This is a genomic window from Desulfosporosinus nitroreducens (assembly GCF_023897015.1).
Taxonomy (GTDB): domain Bacteria; phylum Bacillota; class Desulfitobacteriia; order Desulfitobacteriales; family Desulfitobacteriaceae; genus Desulfosporosinus; species Desulfosporosinus nitroreducens.
This window is the reverse complement of record NZ_JAMHFY010000020.1, coordinates 63,038-82,889: the sequence shown is the minus strand read 5'-3', so window position 1 is coordinate 82,889 and position 19,852 is coordinate 63,038. Positions and strand designations below refer to the sequence as shown.

Genomic DNA, 19,852 nt, shown 5'->3' with positions numbered 1-19,852 from the left:
TTGCTCATACTTTGGTCAAAAAAGGCCTCCGTGTCTCGGAGGCCTTTTTCCACTTCCTTTTACTTCAGAACTTGCAATTTACTAATTAACTCCACCTTCGGAAGGCGCAGTTAGGGCGGCTTTTCTGCTATTGCTTAGCTAACGCACTCTGATAGCCAGTATTAGCTCTGTCTTTGATCTCGGGATCTAAGTTCGGCCCTTGCAGAACGGTCCAGTAGTATTTTGCCGCAATCGCATATGAAGTATCTTTATCCTCAAGGACCAAAGCATCTGCTTCATCTAATAGTTTGTCATAGGAACTAAGGATTTTCTGCGAAACGATCGCCTTATCTGCAACCGTCACCAACGGATTATTATAAGCGGTAATATAAAATCCTAAGCCTTGTACGTAAAAATCACCTCTAGGTTGTTGATCGATCTCATATTCATACCAGTAATCACCGTTAAAAATCAAAGATTCCAGATCAAACGCCAGATCTCCAACATGCACGGGAACAGGAGTACTCCAGCAACTAGAGAGGCTGGGAGGATTTTCAGAAGGCAAAAGGGATTTCGCAAAGTTTGTTGCACCCGGGGCAAACGTAATTGTGCTGTTGTATTTCCTCCCCATAAGGCCAAACACTTTATCCTGATAGGCATCCTCGCCAGTATAATAATTGGGGTTATTCTCTTTGGTCCAAGCATTGTACCCCCAAACCGCAAAATACCAATTTTCTAAAACGTTGCGGTTCCCATCTCCGATCTTGGGGTAAGCTCGCCATTTATTATTGAGGATACGGCAACCCACTTCAAGGTTATAATCAAGATCACTTTTCAGTTTCTCTACGTCATATTCGGGGTAATTGGCTGGAGAGATTTGCATAATTCCTATGCCACCATCTTTGGATATAAACGGTTTATCTGTTAAAGGCAAACCAGTCGTTGGATCCAGTTCATATTGTTTCCACCCGCTCTCCAAATGAGCAATGGCTTTGAGTAATACGGGAGGAATATCAAATCTATTGGCCATATCCTCGATTTTTTTACCAACAATTGCGGTTTGTACACTTGCATCAACTGCACCAACGCCCAAATTACGTTGGCTCTCAGAAACTACCGCTTCACCGCCAAGTGCTGTTACAACACTGGCTGCCGACATGTTGCCTTTCACGAAGGCGCCTGCAACAGGAGACGTAACACCGTCTGTGAGAACAATCGCAGACTTAGTTTGTGCTGCAAGCGGTGCACCGGAGAGCGCATCGATACCCGTTACGCCATTAGCCAAGTAGACTTGGTTAAATTCGAGGGAAGCAGCGAAGTCTTTAATAACTTTATCATTCGTATCATAAGCTGTAATTCCAAAATGGCGAGTTGGGGTTGGAAGTTGAGCTAATACTGCATCGTATATGACCCCTGTACCACCAATAACATCCGAAGCTTTGATACCAGGATTTGCTTGCAAAAATGATTGCGCACTTGAAGAAAGTCCTGTGCTGTCGGTTAAGAGAATCGGTTCACTCGCCTGGGAAGCAATGGAGGCAATAGAGAGAGCATCTTGGATCAGCCAGCCATAGGCAACTGCGACTTTGCTGACTGACACTCCAAGCGTAACCATTTGTTTGGCAATATTAACCGATGTTTCAAAGCGATCAACTCCACCAAGGGATACAACAGTTATCTTCATAGCGGCTAATTCATCGAGAACTCCTTGACTAATAACCGCAGTTCCGCTGGTGACATAAACCTTAGCAACTGCTAGTTTAACAAGTTCCTCTTTGGTGTCAGGGTCAAGGACTTTTCCCGGACCGGTCAGAAGGATGGGAGCTCTCAGATAGGAAGCGAGCGGACCGGATGTCAGTGCATCAACCATACCATATGAAGCTGAGGAAGCAAGAATTGCGGTTCCGGTCCAGCCTGTTTGATCGGCAATTTTTATTGCGGTTTGTTCAGCGGTTATACCTGCTAAACGAGTTGGGACAGTCCCTGCAGCAAATACATTTAAGGGGACCATAGTCAATGCCATCCCAGCTATAGTTAATGAAGCAAATAATTTTTTGGTTCTCATGTTCAGTATTTTCCCCTCTCTTGGCTCTCTTCTGGATCATTGTTATTCATTGTCTATCTAGACTAATCGATAGACCTTCTTGCGAGTTGTATTGGGCGTCCTATATAAAATTCGTTAGCATTATTCATTTTCCTTTTATTTTTTACGAAAAAGCCCTCACCTGAGAAGACATGAAGTCTGGTGAGGGCTTTTCGTATCATGCTGATAGACTTACTAATTTTCATCCTCATACTTTTGCCAAAATGAACGCTATTATCTGTTTCAGTTTCAGCGTAATTACCTATCAGGTTAGTTTTTTGAACGAGCAGTACGTTTTTCTTTAGTACGCAATAAGACAAGAGCGATCGTTATCCCTGTTAACACTAAACCAAACGTGAGCGCAATACCATTAGCTATAGCTGTGGCGGAAATATAAAAGGATTGCAGGCCCGAATGCGCATTATAGCCTATCCCCAAAAAAAGCGAACGAATGCCAGGGATATAAGCCGCTTGATACATAATATGCCCTGCCAGGACTAAGGGGGTAAATGCAAAAATCAGTTTGACACGCAGGGAAGCTGCTTTAGTTTTAAAGGGTTTGACGATCATCCAAGCGAGCATCCCCCCTGTTAAACCTGCGCCCCAATAGAACAGACTAAACCAGACTTTCCATGAGGTGGAAACCTCTATTCTCTGGAACGATGCAAGGTAGTAAAGAGGAACTAAAATACCCAACATTACCCCAATAAACACAGCAAATCCCTGGTTAACTCGAACCAAATGCCACACTTCTCGGCCTGCAAGTCTTAAATTAACCTGTACAGAACCATTCGGACAATTTCTTACACAGTTGAAGCACAGTTTACAATCCAAATTATTATCCAAGAAAGGGAGATGTTGTGACATTGGACAGCCTGGAACGTTTTCCGTTCCGACATAGCATTCAAACGTAGTGCACTTATTCAGGCAAAGTGAGGGATCGGCGCGAACCTCAAGCATCGAACCTACGGAAGCAGTTCCAATAAATCCTCCCAAAGGGCAAAAGTGCCGACACCAGGTATGGCGTGGATAGAGGACCGCGATAATAATCGCACAAACTTGGATAGATATTAACAGGACAGCCGTGTAACTTGGGTTAAAGCGCATGTCAGTAATCACTTCGACCCAGAAGATTGTCAGAAATAGAAAACTGACAAGAATGTAATCATATTTTATGACAAACTCGGGAATTGCCCGGTTCATATGGACTCTTTTTTGCACAAAGTCCATGATTGTTGAAAACGGACAGACCGTACACCATAGTCTGCCTAAGAAAGGAGAAATCAGAGCCAGTAACGGCCACCATAACCCCCAAACTAATGCGAAAATCTTGGTGGAAACTGCAACTTGAGGATTAAAAAGCAACAATAAGACCAAACCAATAAACAGAGCTGCAGCTGCTCGCCTTATCCAGCCAATCAACACTCCCTTCTTCAGCAACCCTTTCAACGTTGGTGACGCCAAAAGGTTAATCGTATGCCCGTTTTGTTCCGCCGTAGGACCAAAAAAGATCTGTTCTAAGCCAATAACATCCTGTTCCGCAATATAAAAGGCTCTTTCGATGACTTGGATTAATTCCGAGACATTTCCCTGTTGGTAATGATGGGAGAGCAACAATTGAGTCGCTTCCTGATTTAGAACAGGGACATTTCGCTGGTTCTTTTGGGCCAGTTTCTCCAGAAAACCTTGAGCCAATATAGGAATATCTCGTTTACGCTCGCGTAAAGGAGTTATTTCATACGTATGAGCAAAACATTTCCGCAGTTCTGGAATAATAATTCTTTCTAAATCATCCGGTTCCGAGTCCAAACTCCCAATAATAAAACATTTGTTCCTTTGGTAATTTATGGAGCGAGCAAGTTTAAGCTGAGTATGGGGAGAGATTAGGTTTATCTCTCGTATGAACAAGGTTCCGCCCTCAGCAATATCGAAAAGATTGGAATTATAAACGACTGAGGACTCCTCTTGACTGGCAGGCTCCATGATTAGGTCCTTCCATTGTTGATCGAAACGTCGTCCATCCACAACCACAAAAGGGGCTTCTGTACCGGATTGGCGTTGATGAACATACCACGCCATCATCTGACGACCAGTACCTCGTTCCCCGGTTAAAAGCAAGTGCCCTTTGGGTTGAGCAAGTTCTTCCAGTTTGCGTTCGACCTCAGCAGTCGTTCGGTGACCTCCCCAAAGCCCATAAAATTTATCCTTATATTGGTTAAGTTGCAAAGCAGAACGTAGAATCTCCTTATAATTTGCTTCGGATAAGGTGAGGTTTGCTTCATTCAGATTTTGAGTTAAGCGGCCGATAAACATTTGGTAAAGCTTCGGCCATCGCAAAAGCATGCGTGCAAAGCCTTCTGAATCCAGCGTTAGAACCTGGCATTCTTCTAAGCAAAGAATTGTCGATGCGGAGGCCTTGCCGTTAAGCAACGAGAATTCACCAAAGGTATCTCCTGGACTCAATGATCTGACACGCCTCATGCGATGTCCTTCTTTTCTGATCATAATATCCGCTTTTCCCTTGATCAGTATATAAAAGGCATGTTCTTCTTGACCCTGTTTAATAATCTCAGTGCCCAAAGCATAGTTCTCCCATTGAAACTCGCTAGCCAGCTCTGCTAATTCGGCGGATGATAAATCTGAAAGCAACTCAACATTTGATAGACTATAAGCTTTATCGTCAATCATACGTCCTCCATCATGTTTAAATTGAGTGACCTTAAATAGTTTTAGTCCATAAACTATAACTTATCTGAATCTTTCTGACAATACAAAATTCTTTCCATCTTCAGAAATTAAAACGTTTGTGTGCAAAGGTTAGATCGTTAAATCCTTTAATTCACCACACTTCATTAACTTCAGTGAAGCTACTTTTGGTTCAGCTCAGAGAACCCTAACTTATAGCAAGTTAGGGCCTTGAAAGTTGACATTTATTATTTAAATGCACCTGCTATTCTATCAAGATCCAATTCATCTTAAGTTGAACGAGTTCACTTCTGCGAAAAATGATGGCCCGTCCATTCAAGAAAAAGCTATACCAAAATAACATTCACTGCATAACATAGTTATCTTTCCATTTTTTTAAGAAAAATCGCCTAAGCAAATGATTCTAGGGAATATCCAGAAAATAGCAAAGACCTCTGCTGCGATTTCAACAGAGGTCTTATTTTTTCTGGGTGAGTTCTAGCTTAGACTTCCTTTTTTCCCTCACGTTTTTCTTTCATTGCACGCCAAACTTTTTCATACGTGAGTGGTAAACTATCGATCCTTACCCCCATAGCGTCATAAATCGCGTTGTTGAAGCACCCCATCGTCGGATTGGTTGCTCCCTCACCGACCTCTTTTACTCCCCATGGACCAGCTGGTTCATAGCTTTCAACTAGCTCAGAGTGAACTATCGGCATGTCGAGGGCGGTCGGTAACATGTATCCACCTAGATTTGGATTTTGGATCTTTCCTTGATCATCAAACAGAACTTCTTCCCAAATGGCTTCTCCCACACCCATATACAGAGCTCCGTGTACTTGACCGTGAAGCTGCATGGGGTTAATCACCTGCCCGCAATCGTGGACATCCCAAACTTCGCAAACATCGACTTCACCTGTTTCCTCGTCGATTTGAACCTCGCTAATCTGAGCACAGAAGCTATAAGCCGGCGAAGTAGCAACAGCTGCTCCTTTAAAAGTTCCACCTAGGCGGGGAACATGGTAAACTCCACGTCCCAAAAGCGGGCCACGCAGGACAAAGAAACGACGGGCCGCTTCCTCAAAGGTAATCGTTTTGGCTGTAGGACGGGATTTAGAGAAAATAATTCCCAAACGGCAATCTAAATCATCAGGGGGCAAGCTCATAATAGTGGAAGCGATATCAAGAATCTGTTTTTTGATTTCCTCACCAGCCTGCTTACATGCTGAACCAGACATTAAGGTCTGACGACTGGAATACGCACCAAAATCATGGGGAGTTGTTTCAGTGTCGGCAGCGATTATTTTCATGTTTTCATATCGGTAACCCATAGCTTCTGCCGCCATTTGACAAAGAGCAGTATCTGAGCCTTGTCCGATATCAACTGCACCTGTATAAAGAGTAGCAGCCGTCCCATCCTCATGCACTTTAATCATAGCAGCGGATTGAGGCAGGTCATTTCGATAAATGGGGTAGCCTGCCCCCGAGACAAAACTTCCAGTGGCAATTCCAATACCCCTACCTTTAGGGAGATTACCTTTTTTCTCACGCCAACCTGATATATCGGCCGCTTTTTCCAAACACGCTGTTAACTCACAAGAATTTATGCCAAAATCGTTAATAGTAACTGTATTAGGCTGACGGGCGTTACGAAGTCGTATCTCCAAAGGATCTATTCCCAGATCTTTGGCAATGTTATCTAAATGACTTTCAAAGGCGTACTTGGGTTGGGGAGCTCCATGACCGCGCTGGGCTCCGCAGGCTGGTAAGTTAGTATAAACTCTAATCATATCAAACTTATAATTTTCAAATTCATAAGTCAGGGTAAGGAGTCCACCGGCATAGTAAGAGGTAGCTACCCCTAAGCTGGTGTAAGCCCCGCCGTCTGAAACGAAGTTGGCATGAACGCCAAGAATTTTACCTTCTTTGTCAACCCCAGTAGTCAGTTCCATGTACACCTTATGGCGGCCACGATTATGGGCAAACATTTCATGCCTGTCATAGAAGGTTCTGACTGGACGACCAGTTAGTTTAGCGAGCACAGACCCCGCAAATTCCAGTCCAGTAGGTTCTAGCTTACCTCCAAAACCGCCGCCTACGAAAGGTTTAATAATCCGGACGTCACCCATTTTCAGCCCAAACTCCCGAGCAATGTAATATTGGAAATAATGGGGAGACTGGGTGCTCGAATAAATTGTCAGCTTATTATCTTTCCAGATAGAAACAGCTGAATGAGGTTCAATGGGCGACTGGTAAGTGCGCTGTCCCACAAAGTAATCCTTTCGGATATAGTGTGCCTCAGCCATAGCTTTATCCAAATCACCGAAGTTTTGATGAATCTCAGTGTTAATATTGCGAGGATATTCATCGTGAACTTGAGGAGCCCCTTCGTCCATGGCATGAAGTGCATCAAGCACCGCAGGAAGAACCTCGTACTCGACTTTAATCAATTTTAAGGCCTTATAACAAGTTTCTTCATCGATACATGCTACGGCAGCCACTTTGTCGCCGACAAAACGAACCTTATCAATGCAAAAGATATTTTCATCCCATCGGGCTGGACTAATGCCATATTTAAGAGCAGGTACGTCCTTATGGGTAATTACGGCTTTTACACCAGGAAGCTTTTCCGCCTCCGACGTGTCGATACTCAAGATCTTAGCATGAGCATGGGGACTAGTTAAAATTTTACCAAAAAGCATATTGGGAAATTTTAAGTCACCCGCATATTTTGCAGCACCTGTTGCTTTTTCTCGACCATCAATTTTCGGGACATTTTTGCCAATTACTGCATAATCTTTACTCATTGCTTATCACCTCTTTATCGTTAGTCTCTTCTGACACTTTGAGGACGGCCTTGACTATGTTCACAAATCCAGTACACCTACATAGATTACCGGCAATGGCTTCACGAACCTCCTTCTCATTAGGATGGGGATTTCTGGTTAACAAAGCCTTGGCTGAAATAATCATCCCTGGTGTACAATATCCGCATTGTATAGCACCATTATTAATAAACGCTTCCTGGACTTTATCCAACTCAGAACTCTCGGCAATTCCTTCAATGGTCGTAATTTCTTTTCCATCAGCTTCAATGGCTAAAATCATGCATGAATCTACCGGTTTATTCTCTAACAAAATAGTACATGAGCCGCAATCACCAAGTTCGCACCCTTTTTTTGTCCCAGTAAGATCTAACTCATCTCGTAAAACATTAACAAGCAAAGTGTTCGCTTTAACGACCCGTGTATAATCATCCCCATTGACGTTAATTGTAATCATATAGTGTTGAATACCATGTTTATCGGTTATTACCTGTGACATTTTTCTCCCCCCTTCCTTATACATGCCCCTCGTTAATAGCCTTGTACAATGCCCGCCTGGTAAGCACTCGAATCAAGTCACGTCGATATTCGGCTGAACCCCTGATATCGGAAATAGGTTTGCTTTCGCCGGAAGCAATCACCCCTGCCTCGGCCAACAGATCATCACTAATAGTTTTTCCCTGCAAGAATTTTTCTGCTTCACGGGCCCGAATGGGTGTTGGAGCTGCAGCGCCAATTGCAATCTTAGCTTCCGTAATTGTTCCTCCGTTTACGGTTACTGCCACTGCAATGCCAACTACCGCCAGTGCTCCCGACCGACGCAGTCCGAACTTGATGTAGTTACTCCCAGTTGACGATTGATCAGGTATAACGATTTCTGTTAAAATTTCATTTTCGGCTATTACAGTCTTCATAGGACCAGTAAACAAATCCTCTAATAACATCACTCTTTCGCCTTTGGTTCCAACGAGCTTAATTGTAGCTCCCAAAGCTATAAGAATCGGGGGAAGATCTGCTGAAGGAACTGCATTGCAAAGATTACCTCCTACAGTCCCTATATTTCGAATCTGGTTAGAGGCCATATTATGTGCAGCTTCGGAAACAGACAGATATCTATCATTTAATATTTTAGAATTAACTAAATCATTGTGCGTTGATAGAGCTCCGATAACAACACCTTTCTTACTAACGTAGTCGATCTTTTTAAGATCCTCTAATTTCTTTAGGGAAATTAGAACTTCAGGGCTTAGAAGTCCACTTTTCATTTTTATAATTATGTCGGTACCCCCGGATAGGACCTTGGCTTTGGCACCAAAACGTTCAAGCGCTTCACATGTCTCCGCTAAACTATCTGGCGCATAATAGTCAAAATCAGGTAGATACATATTAATCCCCTCCTCAAATAAAGATTAGTATTAGGCCTTTGATGACTAAAAAATCATTTTGTTTCCTATAGGAAACACCATTTCCTATAGTAGTTTAATTTTATCATGCAGTATGATTTTAAAAAAGCAGACCGCGCCGAACGGTAGAAATTTATCGGTGATCAGCTTAAAGTTACCTTCCAAAATGAAAATATCATACTTTTCTGACAATACGTCTTATTTGAATACCGTTCAATTCACTTCAATCTACCCTGACTCCGCTAAAAATTTTGCTATAGCCTGTTTATATGAAATAGTTAAGCCAAATTGGATTAATTTATATGTAATCCTATTTTTTGTTATTAGTCATTGCTTAATTGTAATTTATGTGATTATAATATATATCTATTGTATAGAATTTCAACTGACTGCCAGAGTATCGAATATTCGAAAATATTTTAACGAAAGGTCAACCGGTGATAAATATGGCTCCAAAAGAGAGTAACAATTACAGCGCACCCATGGTATATAAATCATTTGCTATTTTAAAGGAAATTGCTAAAGCCCAGGGAACATTGGGTGTAAGCGATATTTCACGGCAATTAAATTTTAATAAAAGTACCGTATATGGAGTTACTCAAGCATTTCTTGATTTAGGTGTTTTACGCCAAGATGAATCAAACAAAAAATTCAGGCTGGGGCCTGCTTTGATCCAACTAAGTAATCAATCGTTAGCTTCAGTTAGTTTAAGGAGCATAGCGCGTCCGTATATGATCCAATTGGCGCACGATTTTGCTGAGACGGTCTTCTTAGGCCGTTTTGATGAGGACGGTCTAACAATCATCGAAAAGGCTGAAAGCTCCTCAGAATTAAAAATATCTGCTCCTATTGGGACTAGACTCCCTTTCTTTGCCGGATCATCTGCCAAGACCTTTTTAGCAAATTTAGAGGACGATGCCCAAAAAAGGATAATTATGGAGAGAGGCTTGCCTAAATTTACAGAAAAAACCATTACTAATGTTGATGAATATTTGATTGAGCTTCAAAAGGTGCGCAAACAAGGGTATGCCACTGATTTTCAGGAATATCTCCATGGGGTTAACGCTGTGAGTGTAGCTCTGCTTGACAAAAGCGGTCTATTTTTAGCATCAATATATATTGTAGGATTTAGTAATTCTTTCACTGGTGATAAGATGCAACTTGCCGCAGAGGTTGCCAAAAATTTCTCTAAGGAAATAACCGAATTTGTGGGTTAGTCAAAATATGAAAACTGGTTGAACGGCTCCATTTGTTATGCCTATCATAATTTCTATATTTCAGCCAACAAACCATTCAATATTCACATTTTTCCAAATTTTCGTTCCAAGTTTTAGAACTTCCTAAGTGTTCACATTGGTAAATTGTTAACCCTCAAACTCCCCCCTATACCCGTAATGCAACGGGAGTTTATGTTCTAGATGGCCTCAACCGCTGTTTGATTAGGTAATTGGTATAAGTTCATGGGGTTTTTGTATTTTTTCTGTTAAAGAGAAACCAATAACCTAAAAAGCAAGAAGCACGTTTTAGTAGACACAACGTGCTCCTTGCTTTTTTAGGTTAAGTCACTTATTTTCAAATGGCGTTTAGTATTGCTTTTTGTCTCCTACAGACCTTTAGTTGAATGTTAAAAGTTGCCATGCTATAGTTATTCTAGGTTTCGGGGCCTAAATATTTTTGGTCGAAGCTTCTGCTTAGCTTGAGGCAATAGCACAATTTAATGTTATCTTTCAAAGAGGATGACTGTAATATGTGTTATATTTCACTGCCCTGCTCCTTTGGCTTAAGGAGAGGATAAAATGATGGGGTGTTTCAATATGGAAAATGTAGGACTTGTACTTGAAGGCGGAGGTATGCGTGGACTATATACCTGTGGTGTCTTGGAGTATTTTATGGAAAACGATTTATATTTCAATTATGTAATAGGAGTCTCAGCTGGAGCATGCAATGCTGTTTCCTATATTTCCAGGCAACAGAGAAGAAATGAAAAGGTTATTATTGGGTTCGTTAAGGATTGGAGATACATGAGTCTAAGAAATCTAATCTTAAGCAAATCATACTTCGGTATGGATTTTATTTTTGATGAGATTCCCAATAAACATGTTTTGTTTGATTTTGAGACCTTTTATAAGTCTCCTGGTGTTTTTTTGGTCGGAGCAACCGACTGCCGATCTGGTCAACCGATGTATCTGAATAAGAACGATTTAGGTGAGCAATTCCAGGCTTTAAGGGCGTCCGCTTCCCTGCCAATGTTATCCCCTATTGTAAGTTATAAGGGTTATGAACTATTAGATGGCGGTATTTCCGATTCCATACCCATTAAAAAATCGATTAAAGATGGTAACACCAAGAATATAATTGTTTTAACCAGAAACAAAGGCTATAAAAAGCGTCCTGGCAAATTCAACACTCTGCTAAAACTGAAATATCGAAATTACCCCCAATTAATTGAAACCATGCTAAACCGTTATAAGAACTATAATGAAACTCTGGATTATATTGACCACCTTGAAAAGGAAGGCAAGGCAGTTGTCATAAGACCTTCAAAGGAATTAGAGGTCGGTCGATTGGAAAAAGATCCCCAAAAGCTCCACAGACTGCTTCAGCAAGGATATGAGGATACTAAACGTTCCTATGAAAGAATTAGGGAATTTGTCTAACATTTTTGATTCTTTAAGTCAGGTACTCTAGAAACCAAAAGGGCACTTACCTCCAGAAGAGCAACTGCCAACAAAAACTTTACTCAATTAACATTTTCAGAATCTTTCTCTAATATTATTAGTTAAAGACAAAAGAGACCTTTATGACGTTTAAAATTCATAAGGTCTCTTTTGTCGTGATTTCTCGCTAAACTGTCAAATTATTTTTCTCAGTCGTAAGTGTTCCATCTGAAAACCAAAGACTATAGATTACCGGAATAATCACTAAAGTCAGTAATGTTGAGACTGTTAACCCGCACATAATCGCCACAGACAACGGTTCGAACAGGTCACTGCCTGAGAGAGCTAAGGGAACCAGGCCGATAACCGTGGTCATGGCGCTTAGAAAAATTGGCCTGTAGCGTTTGCCGACAGCATCGAAGCAGGCATCCGTGACCGTCATGCCCTCTTGGCGGGCGCTGTTGATAAATTCAATGAGAAGGATCGCATTTTTAATCACTACTCCCATTAGGCTGACAACCCCTACCATAGCAGTAAAGGATAGGGGCTGGCCGAAAGCAAGCAGACCGATAATGATTGCAAACGGCGCATTCACATTTGGGCTTTCCTGTTTGGGTATAACATAGTAACTGTAAAGTCCGAGCAAGATTGCGATGAAAGTGAAGAAAAGGGTAAAACGGCGATTATGGATGACTTGATAAATTAGACCCTTTTTCATCATTGTCCTCCTGCTGTCGGAGCGATAGTCACTTTCATGCCCTCACTTAATTCTTTCATACCGGAGGTTACCATGATGTCTCCCGAATTAAGCCCTTCGACCCGGACATTAAAGCCCTGAGTGTTTTTAAGGCTAATATTCTTTTTGACAGCTCGGTCGGTTTGGACAAGGAAAACATAATCTTCTCCATCATTCATCACAGCAGAGATAGGGATCCAGATGCCTTTCTCTGCGCCGGAAGCCAGGGAAACACTCGCAGTGGCACCAATAAAATAGGCTTCAAGCGGAATTTCTTTCGTCAATTTAATCTCAGTATTATAAGTGCGGGTTTCAGTATCCGGTACTTGATCGATGCGGGTTACTTCTCCCTCTCCGGTAAAGTTACCGACTTTGACCACAGCTTTTGTCCCTGGCTTAACTTTCGCGGCATCGGTCTGACCGAGTCCGACATCAATCACCTGTTCTTGGTTACGGACAACAATGACGGGATATCCGGCGGCTAAGTTTTCCCCTTCCTTATAGAGGATATCTGTCACATAACCGGCCATATCAGAATAAAGTTCGGTATCAGCCAAAGCATTTTGTATGGCTTCTAGATCCACTTGAGCTTTCGATTTCAGCTGCCCTTTGTACGATTTCTGAGATCAGTTCGTTTTTGGAGGCAAAATACTTATAGAGAGTTTTTTTACTCATGCTCAGTTCACCGGTGATGTCATCCAAGGTGAACCCTCTTAATCCATATTGTTTAATAAACTCAGTAGCAACCTCAATAATTCTCTCGCGCATGGTGAACCTCCTGAATTTCCCATATTTATACTTTGATTCTTCGTAAATGTCAAAATTTGAAAACCTTTTACATTCTTCTCATTTAGTCCCCTCTGGGGACTTCTTAGACAGTTGGAATAACACCTGTAGGTCTGGGATAGTTAACGGCTTCACAGGAAACTATATCAGTATCCAGAGTTTACTACTGATTGTTTCTGAGATCAAGAGGCTGGGCCAAGTTTATTTAAATGGCACTACTTTATAATTCACATGCATGATACATCAATAAAAGGCACCGGACTAATATCCGGTACCTTTTATTGATGTATCTTCATAGTACTAAGGGCTTAGAATGAATGCTAACTATCAATTGCCCCCGTAAAAAGTCCAGTCCCTCAACGTTCTTTGCAATACTCAATCCCAATGAAATTTTCCGACCACTCCCAAGACTTTACTTTTATAAAACCTGTTTCAAGTGCCCAATCATCCAACTGTTGAATGGACAATCGGTGGTCAAGGGGTGGCCCCATTTTCGTAGAAGCTTTGGCCCACTCGATCACCACCAATCTACCTCCCATTTGAAGAATTCTATTTAATTCACGAAAAAAATCAATGGGTTGATCCACTTCGTGTAAAACAAGCGAAGTTAAAACTCCGTCTATCAAATGATTGGGTAAGGGAAAGCGGCTTTCTTCGGATTGAAGGACCTCTACATTATGAATTTCGAGTTGATTAAGACTTTCACTGAGATCACTAAGCATTTCAGAACGAATATCGAGTGCGTACACTTGCTTCACCTCATTAGCAAACGGTATCGTGAAAAAACCTGTGCCACAACCAATGTCTGCCCATGCATCGTGAGATCCAAGTCCAATCTCCTTTAAAACCTGAATAGGCGGCAATATAGCCTGACGTTGCTTGCTATTAAGCTTTTTACGATTTTCAGGATCAAATTTGTGTACTGTCACAGTGCCCTCCTCAAAAACTATATACTTTGATCAATAATTGATATAAGTACCTTTTCAATATCACAATGCTTTAAAGCCCACTTCCTTTATATTTGTACCATAACTTTTATTACTTCCCTATAACTTAAAGTATAGAACTTTATTCCAGTAGTAGGTATAGTAGTAGTAGTAACTTGTTAACCTTACTAAGAAAAAGCTTTTTCTAATGAATGGGAGATGAAAGCATGAAACCCTATTGGGATTTAGATGAATTAACCATAAAACGTATTTTGGGGATCATTGAAAAATGTGAAGAATTGGAGTTGGAAAACGCCTGTTTTATATATAATCCCAAACTTAAAAACGAAGTAAAATTCTATATGGTTAAGTATGATCATCATTGGAATTTAACTGTTATCCAGAACTTGGAGAAAAAAAGTGACATTTATAAATTTAAAGATAGATCATTAACCTTTGAGTATTCGCAACACAATTAATCAAGAAAGGTCAACCAAGTTTTTGCTACCTGCCAGGGATAATTTCTACCCAATAACTATCTGGATCATTGATGAAATATATGCCCATTTCCTTATTTTCGTAACAGATACAACCCATTTTCTTGTGATGTTGGTATGCTGCCTCAAAATCGTCGACCATAAAAGCAACGTGAAATTCATTTTCTCCTAAGTTATAGGTTTCAGTTCTGTCTCTTAACCAAGTCAGCTCCAGGCTATGTTGAGTATCACCGTCTCCAAGATAAACAAGAATAAATTCCCCATCCGCCTGCACATGCCTTTTAACCTCGATTAACCCTAAAGCTTCCTTGTAGAACTTCAGGCTCTTTTCAAGGTTAAAAACATTGATGTTGTTGTGATCAAATCGAAATTTCATAGTTTTAATTCTTCCTCTCATTTTTGGCTTATATGATTATTTTCTCTAGAAAAGCCTATCCCATAACTTGATTGGTTAGCTCATAGGTATTAGTATTTATTCTATAATCATTACGAGGTGATAACAATAGGAACTTCAAGCATTAAAATTAAATATCTTTATCACAGCGGCTTTTTAGTGGAAACGGATAATAATTTGCTTATCTTTGATTACTATCAGGGCCCAGTTGAAAGTTTAGTCAGAGAAAGCCCAAAAAATATCTTTATCTTTTCCTCTCATAGTCATCCTGACCATTTTAACCCAGTGATCTTAGAATGGCAAAAAAACAAACCCGATATTCAATACATCTTCAGCTATGATATTAATTTTCCGCAAAAAAACAAAAACATTAATTTCCTATCCCCCTACGAGAAGCTAGAAATTGGCAACTTAAAAATAAAGGCCTATAATTCAACAGACTTGGGCATATCCTTTCTCGTCCAAGATGAAGAAATCCGACTCTTTCATGCAGGGGATTTAAACTGGTGGTACTGGATTGACACCCCGGCGGAAATGATGAAAGCAGAAAAGGACTTTAAGGAAGAAGTTCAAAAAATCAAGGGAGAAGCTATTGATATTGCTTTCTTCCCGGTCGACCCGAGGCTCGAGGAAAACTATAGTGCAGGAGCAGAGTACTTTATACAGGAGCTTGCCCCCCGAATTTTTATTCCTATGCACTTTGCTGACAGCCCTGAAATAACCAACAAATTCGAAGATAAAATGAAGAATTGCCCAAGTCAGATCCTAAAATTTTCCCAAGTCGGACAGGAATTAATACTTTAATTCTTTGCTGTAGCGGCCCCCATCATAGTAATAAGCTAAGCAGAATTTATTCTTCTTAGCTTATTTCATTTGGTACGTACAACTCTGTGCACTCTATTGATATTCATACAAGCCACAGGACCATTCATTATTAGAAATGAATGGTCCTGTTATTCACTAAAGAAAGTAGAACCTAGGATGAGAACCCCTCCGATCATTTGAACAAAGCTCATGCTCTCTCCCAAAAACACCGCCGCAATGATCACAGCTGAAATAGGGTCAATATAACTTAAAACAGCTATAGTCTGTCCCTTAAGTTCTTTGATCGAAGTAAAATATAAATAGTAAGCAACACCAGTATGAATAATACCTAGTATAAGAATAAAGATTATAGCTTTTGTGTTCATACCCGAAAAATCCAGCTGATCTTTAATTAGAACATAAGGTGAAAGTACCAAAACAGCTACCACTAACTGAACTAAGGTGGTTTCAAACCCTGCCAGATTCTTAATGAATTTATTCATCAGAATGACGCTGGCATAGAGCACAGCCGCTGATAGACCATATAGAATACCGACTGTGTGATTGTACGTGCCACTAGTATTGTTGCCGCTAAGGCTAACGATTAGAAATAATCCAAGCATCGCAGAAATAATACACCCTGCCTTGGCAAAGGTTAGTCTTTCTTTAAGAACAAAGGGGGCTAAGATTATAACCACTATCGGTGCGAAGTAATAACTTAAGGTTGCGTTCGAGATCGTTGTATATTTATACGACTGAAATAAAAGGATCCAGTTAAAACCAACCGCGGAACCTGATAAAATTAAGATGACAATATTTTCTCTAATAGACTTAAACGAGAGCCTTTGATTTAGAAAAAAACTGGCACATATCAAAAATAAACTTCCGAGGACTCCTCTTAGTAAGGCAATTTCACTTGAAGACAGATTAATATTCTTTACAAAAACTCCAATACTTCCAAAGATAAGCATGGCTGTTATAATCCTAAATTTTCCGTTCACTTTTTGAGTCACCTTTCTTCATAATATCTTGCTATTTTAAGGCACAAAAAAGTGCGTACTTGTATATGAGTTTCATAACAGTATAATGTTATGGAGTTAAAGTATATTTGAAATAACCCAATATAGGAGACGATAAGATGCTATGAAAGTAATTTCTGGTACATTATTGCAAAAGGCGCTTGATGAGCTAAATCTGCGAGTGCTCAAACGGAAGCCATAAATAAACAAAGCCAATCTGGTCTCTGATGAGAATCAGATTGGCCTAATTATAAATATAATCACAAAGAGAAATAAGAGAAAAAATCAAATTTTTTCATTATTCCTGTAGAATAATTTCCGCCAGAATTTCAGAGGTTCGTTCAGGAGAACGCAGCTGGTCTTTGAAAGACTAAAGGTAACATGCCTTTCATCAAGGTCCAAATCATCAATTGTACTAGCAAAAAATCCTTTAACCTTTTTATCTATCTGAATCATAATATTAATCCTATTGATCTACTGCCCCACCGCTCACATAGACTTTTCCACTTACTGTACCACCAAGTTCTACAACATCATTATTAATTTCAAAGTTTACCTTTACACTGTCAATGCCTAACCCAGCCAGGATTTTTTTAATCATTTACGATACCTCCCTTATTTACGCAAATAATAATGTCTAAATCTGGTACCCGGACCCCTATACTCCCGTTTTCCATTCCCTTTACACCTGAAAATTTGCCTTTTTACAAAGACATGTGACATTTTGGACAATCGGAAAAATATCACCCGTATAATTGACTTATTGATTTCTCATTAGTATGGCTAAGTATTTCCACACTGTGTCTTGAAAAACCTTCTTAGCTGCAACAAAACACCATTTCACCAAGTTGAACGCCTAAATCTTTTGCTACAATCTCACACTTGGCTCGCAACAAGAAATACAGCCTTCTATCCTCCCTGCCAAGCGCCTCTAATGATTCATAATTAGCCTGTCCTTTACTAATCACTAAGTCCGCCTTCTGATATACTTGTTTGAATTCTTCCGAACAGTCTTTGAGAATTGTCCCTAAAAAACCGCTGCCATTAGAAATTACGCGGAATTGATCTGTCATACCTACATAAGCCGCATCTTCCATCGTGGCATCATTTAAAATTGGTTGATCCTTAACTGCATATGTAACCTCCATCCCAAGTTTGGACAGTTGCTCAGCTAACAGCCTGTCGAAAGCAATTTCCCCGCTGTTATCTCCGAGAATTAATATTTTCCGAGCTTCTTTTAGTCTTTGCTGGAAAACCTCGTAATCATCCCGGGCAAAGCTCTTCTCAATGGCCTCCCGAATACTCCCCTCAACATCAAAATCTTTTAGGATGCCCATATCGATAATATTCCCGGCAACAGCGATTTGCAAAGACATAAAGAGCGGATCTAAACTTTGGTGAATCCTCTCTTTTAACTGGGGCAGGAGTTTAAGAGCCAAGTCATTGGACTCCTGTTTAGCACTGTGAAAGGGGTCCTCGATTCCCATCAGCTCATTGACCTTTCTGAGAATAATAGTCGAGTTCTCTGCGGGAATTCCTTGCGGGTCTAATTGAGGAAGGAGGGATAGAGTCTGATAGATTATTTCTCGCGCTTGTTCCTCATAGATTTCAGTTTGTGCTAAAGTATTAATCGTTTGCTTTATATAGCAAGGAATACAATCCAAGGCAACGTTCACAAGCAGGGTCCTCCTCGTTAGTTATTCTTCAACATTTATTGAATCAAATGATTGAACTTCTTCGTCTTCAAGTTTAGCCGACCTTAGGTCCTGACTAAAGCTAGTAAGTTCTTGATTTCTTTAGAGAGATTGGAGTCTCCGTATAACGAATGTTACTGAAGTGGTAGTGGAGATGAAGAATCATCAGGCATAATTACCTTTTGAGCACAGGCTTCTGCTACAGCTTTAAATTTATTACTGATATGCATTTTAACAGAACTACACGTCACATGTACAGCTACCGTCTCTGGACCCTGTCTGAACTTTAAGCGATCCAGCAAGAAGTCGTGAGTGAACTCAACCGAATCATGAAGCTTAATATCCGACTTAAAAGCACGCTTCATTCGATAGAGACACGGGCTGGTATCGCAAAGTATGGGATATTTTCCGTTATCACTTGCTTTGAGCAACACTCTTTCTAATTCCTCACTTTTCTCGTCAGCAATCTTAAATAATCCTTTGCTTTCTAGTCTTTGCAGAGTTAACAAGTACGATTCCTTATCGACTTTTATAAGGGAATATTAAAATAGATAGCAATCTGAAAAATCCAGACTGCTATCTATTTTTTATTCATTGCAATCCCCTAATCTGGAGGCCTGGCTCCATTGATTGGGGGTAGTTTCTTTGGAATCATCCTATTGGGTAAACATTCCAACCCTCTATATAAACGTCTAAAGTATAAATACAGCTCTCGCCAGAATATTAAGCTTAGATGTGGATATTATAACTAAAATTCTCAATGCAATGCAAAAAGGGGTTAACATTCATGCCCGATTACTTTATCTATCCTATCTTTACAGTAATTTTTGCAATAATCTTAATGGCAAATGTACCGCGACAAGAAATTCAACGTTTGTCTATTTATGGAATCATTTTCGGTGGAGTAATTGATGTTCTGGTTCATAGTTTTGGATATGTTACTGGACTATTTTCTTGGATAAATTACGGCCCATTTGGATTCATAGGCGTACATCTTTTTCCCAGTTTATCATGGTCAATATTTTTTATTTTATATTTTTATTTTTTGCCAAAACAGAAGCCCTTAAATTATATATTTGCTGTTGTTGGAATATTTTTTTCCGCATTGTACCATACAATGCTCCTTGATTTGGGTATTTTAAAATCCGTTAGTAGGTTTATATTGCCTTTACTTGGTTTTTCTGCTTGGTTTTCCATAGCCACATGGGGCTTTTATAAATTAAATAGTTTCATAGAACGTAAAACAAGAAGAGTAGTTTCAATTAAATTAAAGCGATACGTGCAAAAGTCACGGAATACTACTAAAGAATAACTTAAAATACCCAACATCATATTGATTTTAATCAACAATAACGGAGGATATG

The 19,852-nt window shown here is 40.1% G+C and carries 18 protein-coding genes and 1 pseudogene; 5 read left to right on the top strand and 14 right to left on the bottom strand.

The window, feature by feature from the left end:
• Positions 1-127: 127 nt before the first annotated feature.
• The 5 genes from M8E35_RS18985 to M8E35_RS18965 form a co-directional block, all read right to left on the bottom strand.
• Entirely contained in the window at positions 128-2,044 is a 1,917-nt protein-coding gene (locus M8E35_RS18985) for a cell wall-binding repeat-containing protein (protein ID WP_252471266.1), read from the bottom strand.
• Positions 2,045-2,332: 288 nt separating this feature from the next.
• Positions 2,333-4,750: a cyclic nucleotide-binding domain-containing protein gene (locus M8E35_RS18980; protein WP_252471263.1), complete on the bottom strand. Its 2,418-nt coding sequence runs from the start codon at positions 4,748-4,750 to the stop codon at positions 2,333-2,335.
• A gap of 500 nt (positions 4,751-5,250) precedes the next feature.
• Positions 5,251-7,554, bottom strand: a complete 2,304-nt coding sequence (gene hcrA, locus M8E35_RS18975) for a 4-hydroxybenzoyl-CoA reductase subunit alpha (RefSeq protein WP_252471261.1) — start codon at positions 7,552-7,554, stop codon at positions 5,251-5,253.
• Positions 7,547-8,071, bottom strand: coding sequence for a (2Fe-2S)-binding protein (locus tag M8E35_RS18970; RefSeq protein ID WP_252471259.1), 525 nt, complete (start codon positions 8,069-8,071; stop codon positions 7,547-7,549). The genes hcrA and M8E35_RS18970 overlap by 8 nt, the downstream gene beginning before the upstream one ends.
• Positions 8,072-8,087: 16 nt before the next feature.
• Positions 8,088-8,957, bottom strand: coding sequence for an FAD binding domain-containing protein (locus M8E35_RS18965; protein WP_252471257.1), 870 nt, complete (start codon positions 8,955-8,957; stop codon positions 8,088-8,090).
• A 464-nt stretch (positions 8,958-9,421) separates the two neighbouring features.
• Here M8E35_RS18965 and M8E35_RS18960 point away from each other — a divergent pair, with 464 nt between their 5' ends.
• A complete protein-coding gene (locus M8E35_RS18960) occupies positions 9,422-10,192 on the top strand; it encodes an IclR family transcriptional regulator (protein ID WP_252471255.1) in 771 nt (256 codons plus the stop codon).
• A 597-nt stretch (positions 10,193-10,789) separates the two neighbouring features.
• The gene (locus M8E35_RS18955; protein WP_252471294.1) at positions 10,790-11,632 is read left to right on the top strand and encodes a patatin-like phospholipase family protein; all 843 of its coding nucleotides are present in this window, start codon (positions 10,790-10,792) and stop codon (positions 11,630-11,632) included.
• Positions 11,633-11,819: 187 nt separating this feature from the next.
• Here the strand turns inward: M8E35_RS18955 and M8E35_RS18950 are convergent, their stop codons facing one another.
• The 4 genes from M8E35_RS18950 to M8E35_RS18935 all read right to left on the bottom strand — a co-directional run bounded on the left by M8E35_RS18950 (position 11,820) and on the right by M8E35_RS18935 (position 14,083).
• Positions 11,820-12,350, bottom strand: a complete 531-nt coding sequence (locus M8E35_RS18950) for an efflux RND transporter permease subunit (RefSeq protein ID WP_373887464.1) — start codon at positions 12,348-12,350, stop codon at positions 11,820-11,822.
• A complete protein-coding gene (locus M8E35_RS18945; RefSeq protein WP_252471254.1) occupies positions 12,350-12,925 on the bottom strand; it encodes an efflux RND transporter periplasmic adaptor subunit in 576 nt (191 codons plus the stop codon). Before M8E35_RS18945 ends, M8E35_RS18950 begins: the two co-directional genes overlap by 1 nt.
• Entirely contained in the window at positions 12,918-13,136 is a 219-nt protein-coding gene (locus M8E35_RS18940) for a TetR/AcrR family transcriptional regulator (protein WP_252471252.1), read from the bottom strand. Before M8E35_RS18940 ends, M8E35_RS18945 begins: the two co-directional genes overlap by 8 nt.
• 374 nt (positions 13,137-13,510) lie before the next feature.
• A complete protein-coding gene (locus M8E35_RS18935) occupies positions 13,511-14,083 on the bottom strand; it encodes a class I SAM-dependent methyltransferase (RefSeq protein ID WP_252471250.1) in 573 nt (190 codons plus the stop codon).
• 224 nt (positions 14,084-14,307) lie between these two features.
• Here M8E35_RS18935 and M8E35_RS18930 point away from each other — a divergent pair, with 224 nt between their 5' ends.
• A complete protein-coding gene (locus tag M8E35_RS18930; RefSeq protein ID WP_252471248.1) occupies positions 14,308-14,559 on the top strand; it encodes a hypothetical protein in 252 nt (83 codons plus the stop codon).
• A 25-nt stretch (positions 14,560-14,584) separates the two neighbouring features.
• Here M8E35_RS18930 and M8E35_RS18925 read toward each other — a convergent pair whose 3' ends face one another.
• On the bottom strand, positions 14,585-14,953 hold the full coding sequence (locus tag M8E35_RS18925) for a VOC family protein (RefSeq protein ID WP_252471246.1): 369 nt from the start codon (positions 14,951-14,953) through the stop codon (positions 14,585-14,587).
• 126 nt (positions 14,954-15,079) lie between these two features.
• Between M8E35_RS18925 and M8E35_RS18920 the strand changes: the two genes are divergently transcribed.
• Entirely contained in the window at positions 15,080-15,775 is a 696-nt protein-coding gene (locus tag M8E35_RS18920) for an MBL fold metallo-hydrolase (protein WP_252471292.1), read from the top strand.
• A 149-nt stretch (positions 15,776-15,924) separates the two neighbouring features.
• Here M8E35_RS18920 and M8E35_RS18915 read toward each other — a convergent pair whose 3' ends face one another.
• The 4 genes and pseudogenes from M8E35_RS18915 to M8E35_RS18900 form a co-directional block, all read right to left on the bottom strand.
• Positions 15,925-16,776: a DMT family transporter gene (locus tag M8E35_RS18915; protein WP_252471244.1), complete on the bottom strand. Its 852-nt coding sequence runs from the start codon at positions 16,774-16,776 to the stop codon at positions 15,925-15,927.
• Positions 16,777-17,260: 484 nt separating this feature from the next.
• Entirely contained in the window at positions 17,261-17,395 is a 135-nt protein-coding gene (locus M8E35_RS18910; protein ID WP_252471242.1) for a sporulation protein, read from the bottom strand.
• A 217-nt stretch (positions 17,396-17,612) separates the two neighbouring features.
• Positions 17,613-18,470 carry a damage-control phosphatase ARMT1 family protein gene (locus M8E35_RS18905; protein ID WP_252471240.1) on the bottom strand — a complete coding sequence of 286 codons (858 nt, stop codon included), beginning with the start codon at positions 18,468-18,470 and terminating at the stop codon, positions 17,613-17,615.
• A gap of 179 nt (positions 18,471-18,649) precedes the next feature.
• Positions 18,650-18,976 (bottom strand): annotated as a pseudogene (locus M8E35_RS18900) (4Fe-4S ferredoxin); the annotation flags it as partial.
• A 299-nt stretch (positions 18,977-19,275) separates the two neighbouring features.
• Between M8E35_RS18900 and M8E35_RS18895 the strand changes: the two are divergent.
• On the top strand, positions 19,276-19,800 hold the full coding sequence (locus M8E35_RS18895; protein WP_252471236.1) for a hypothetical protein: 525 nt from the start codon (positions 19,276-19,278) through the stop codon (positions 19,798-19,800).
• The last annotated feature ends 52 nt before the right edge of the window (positions 19,801-19,852 follow it).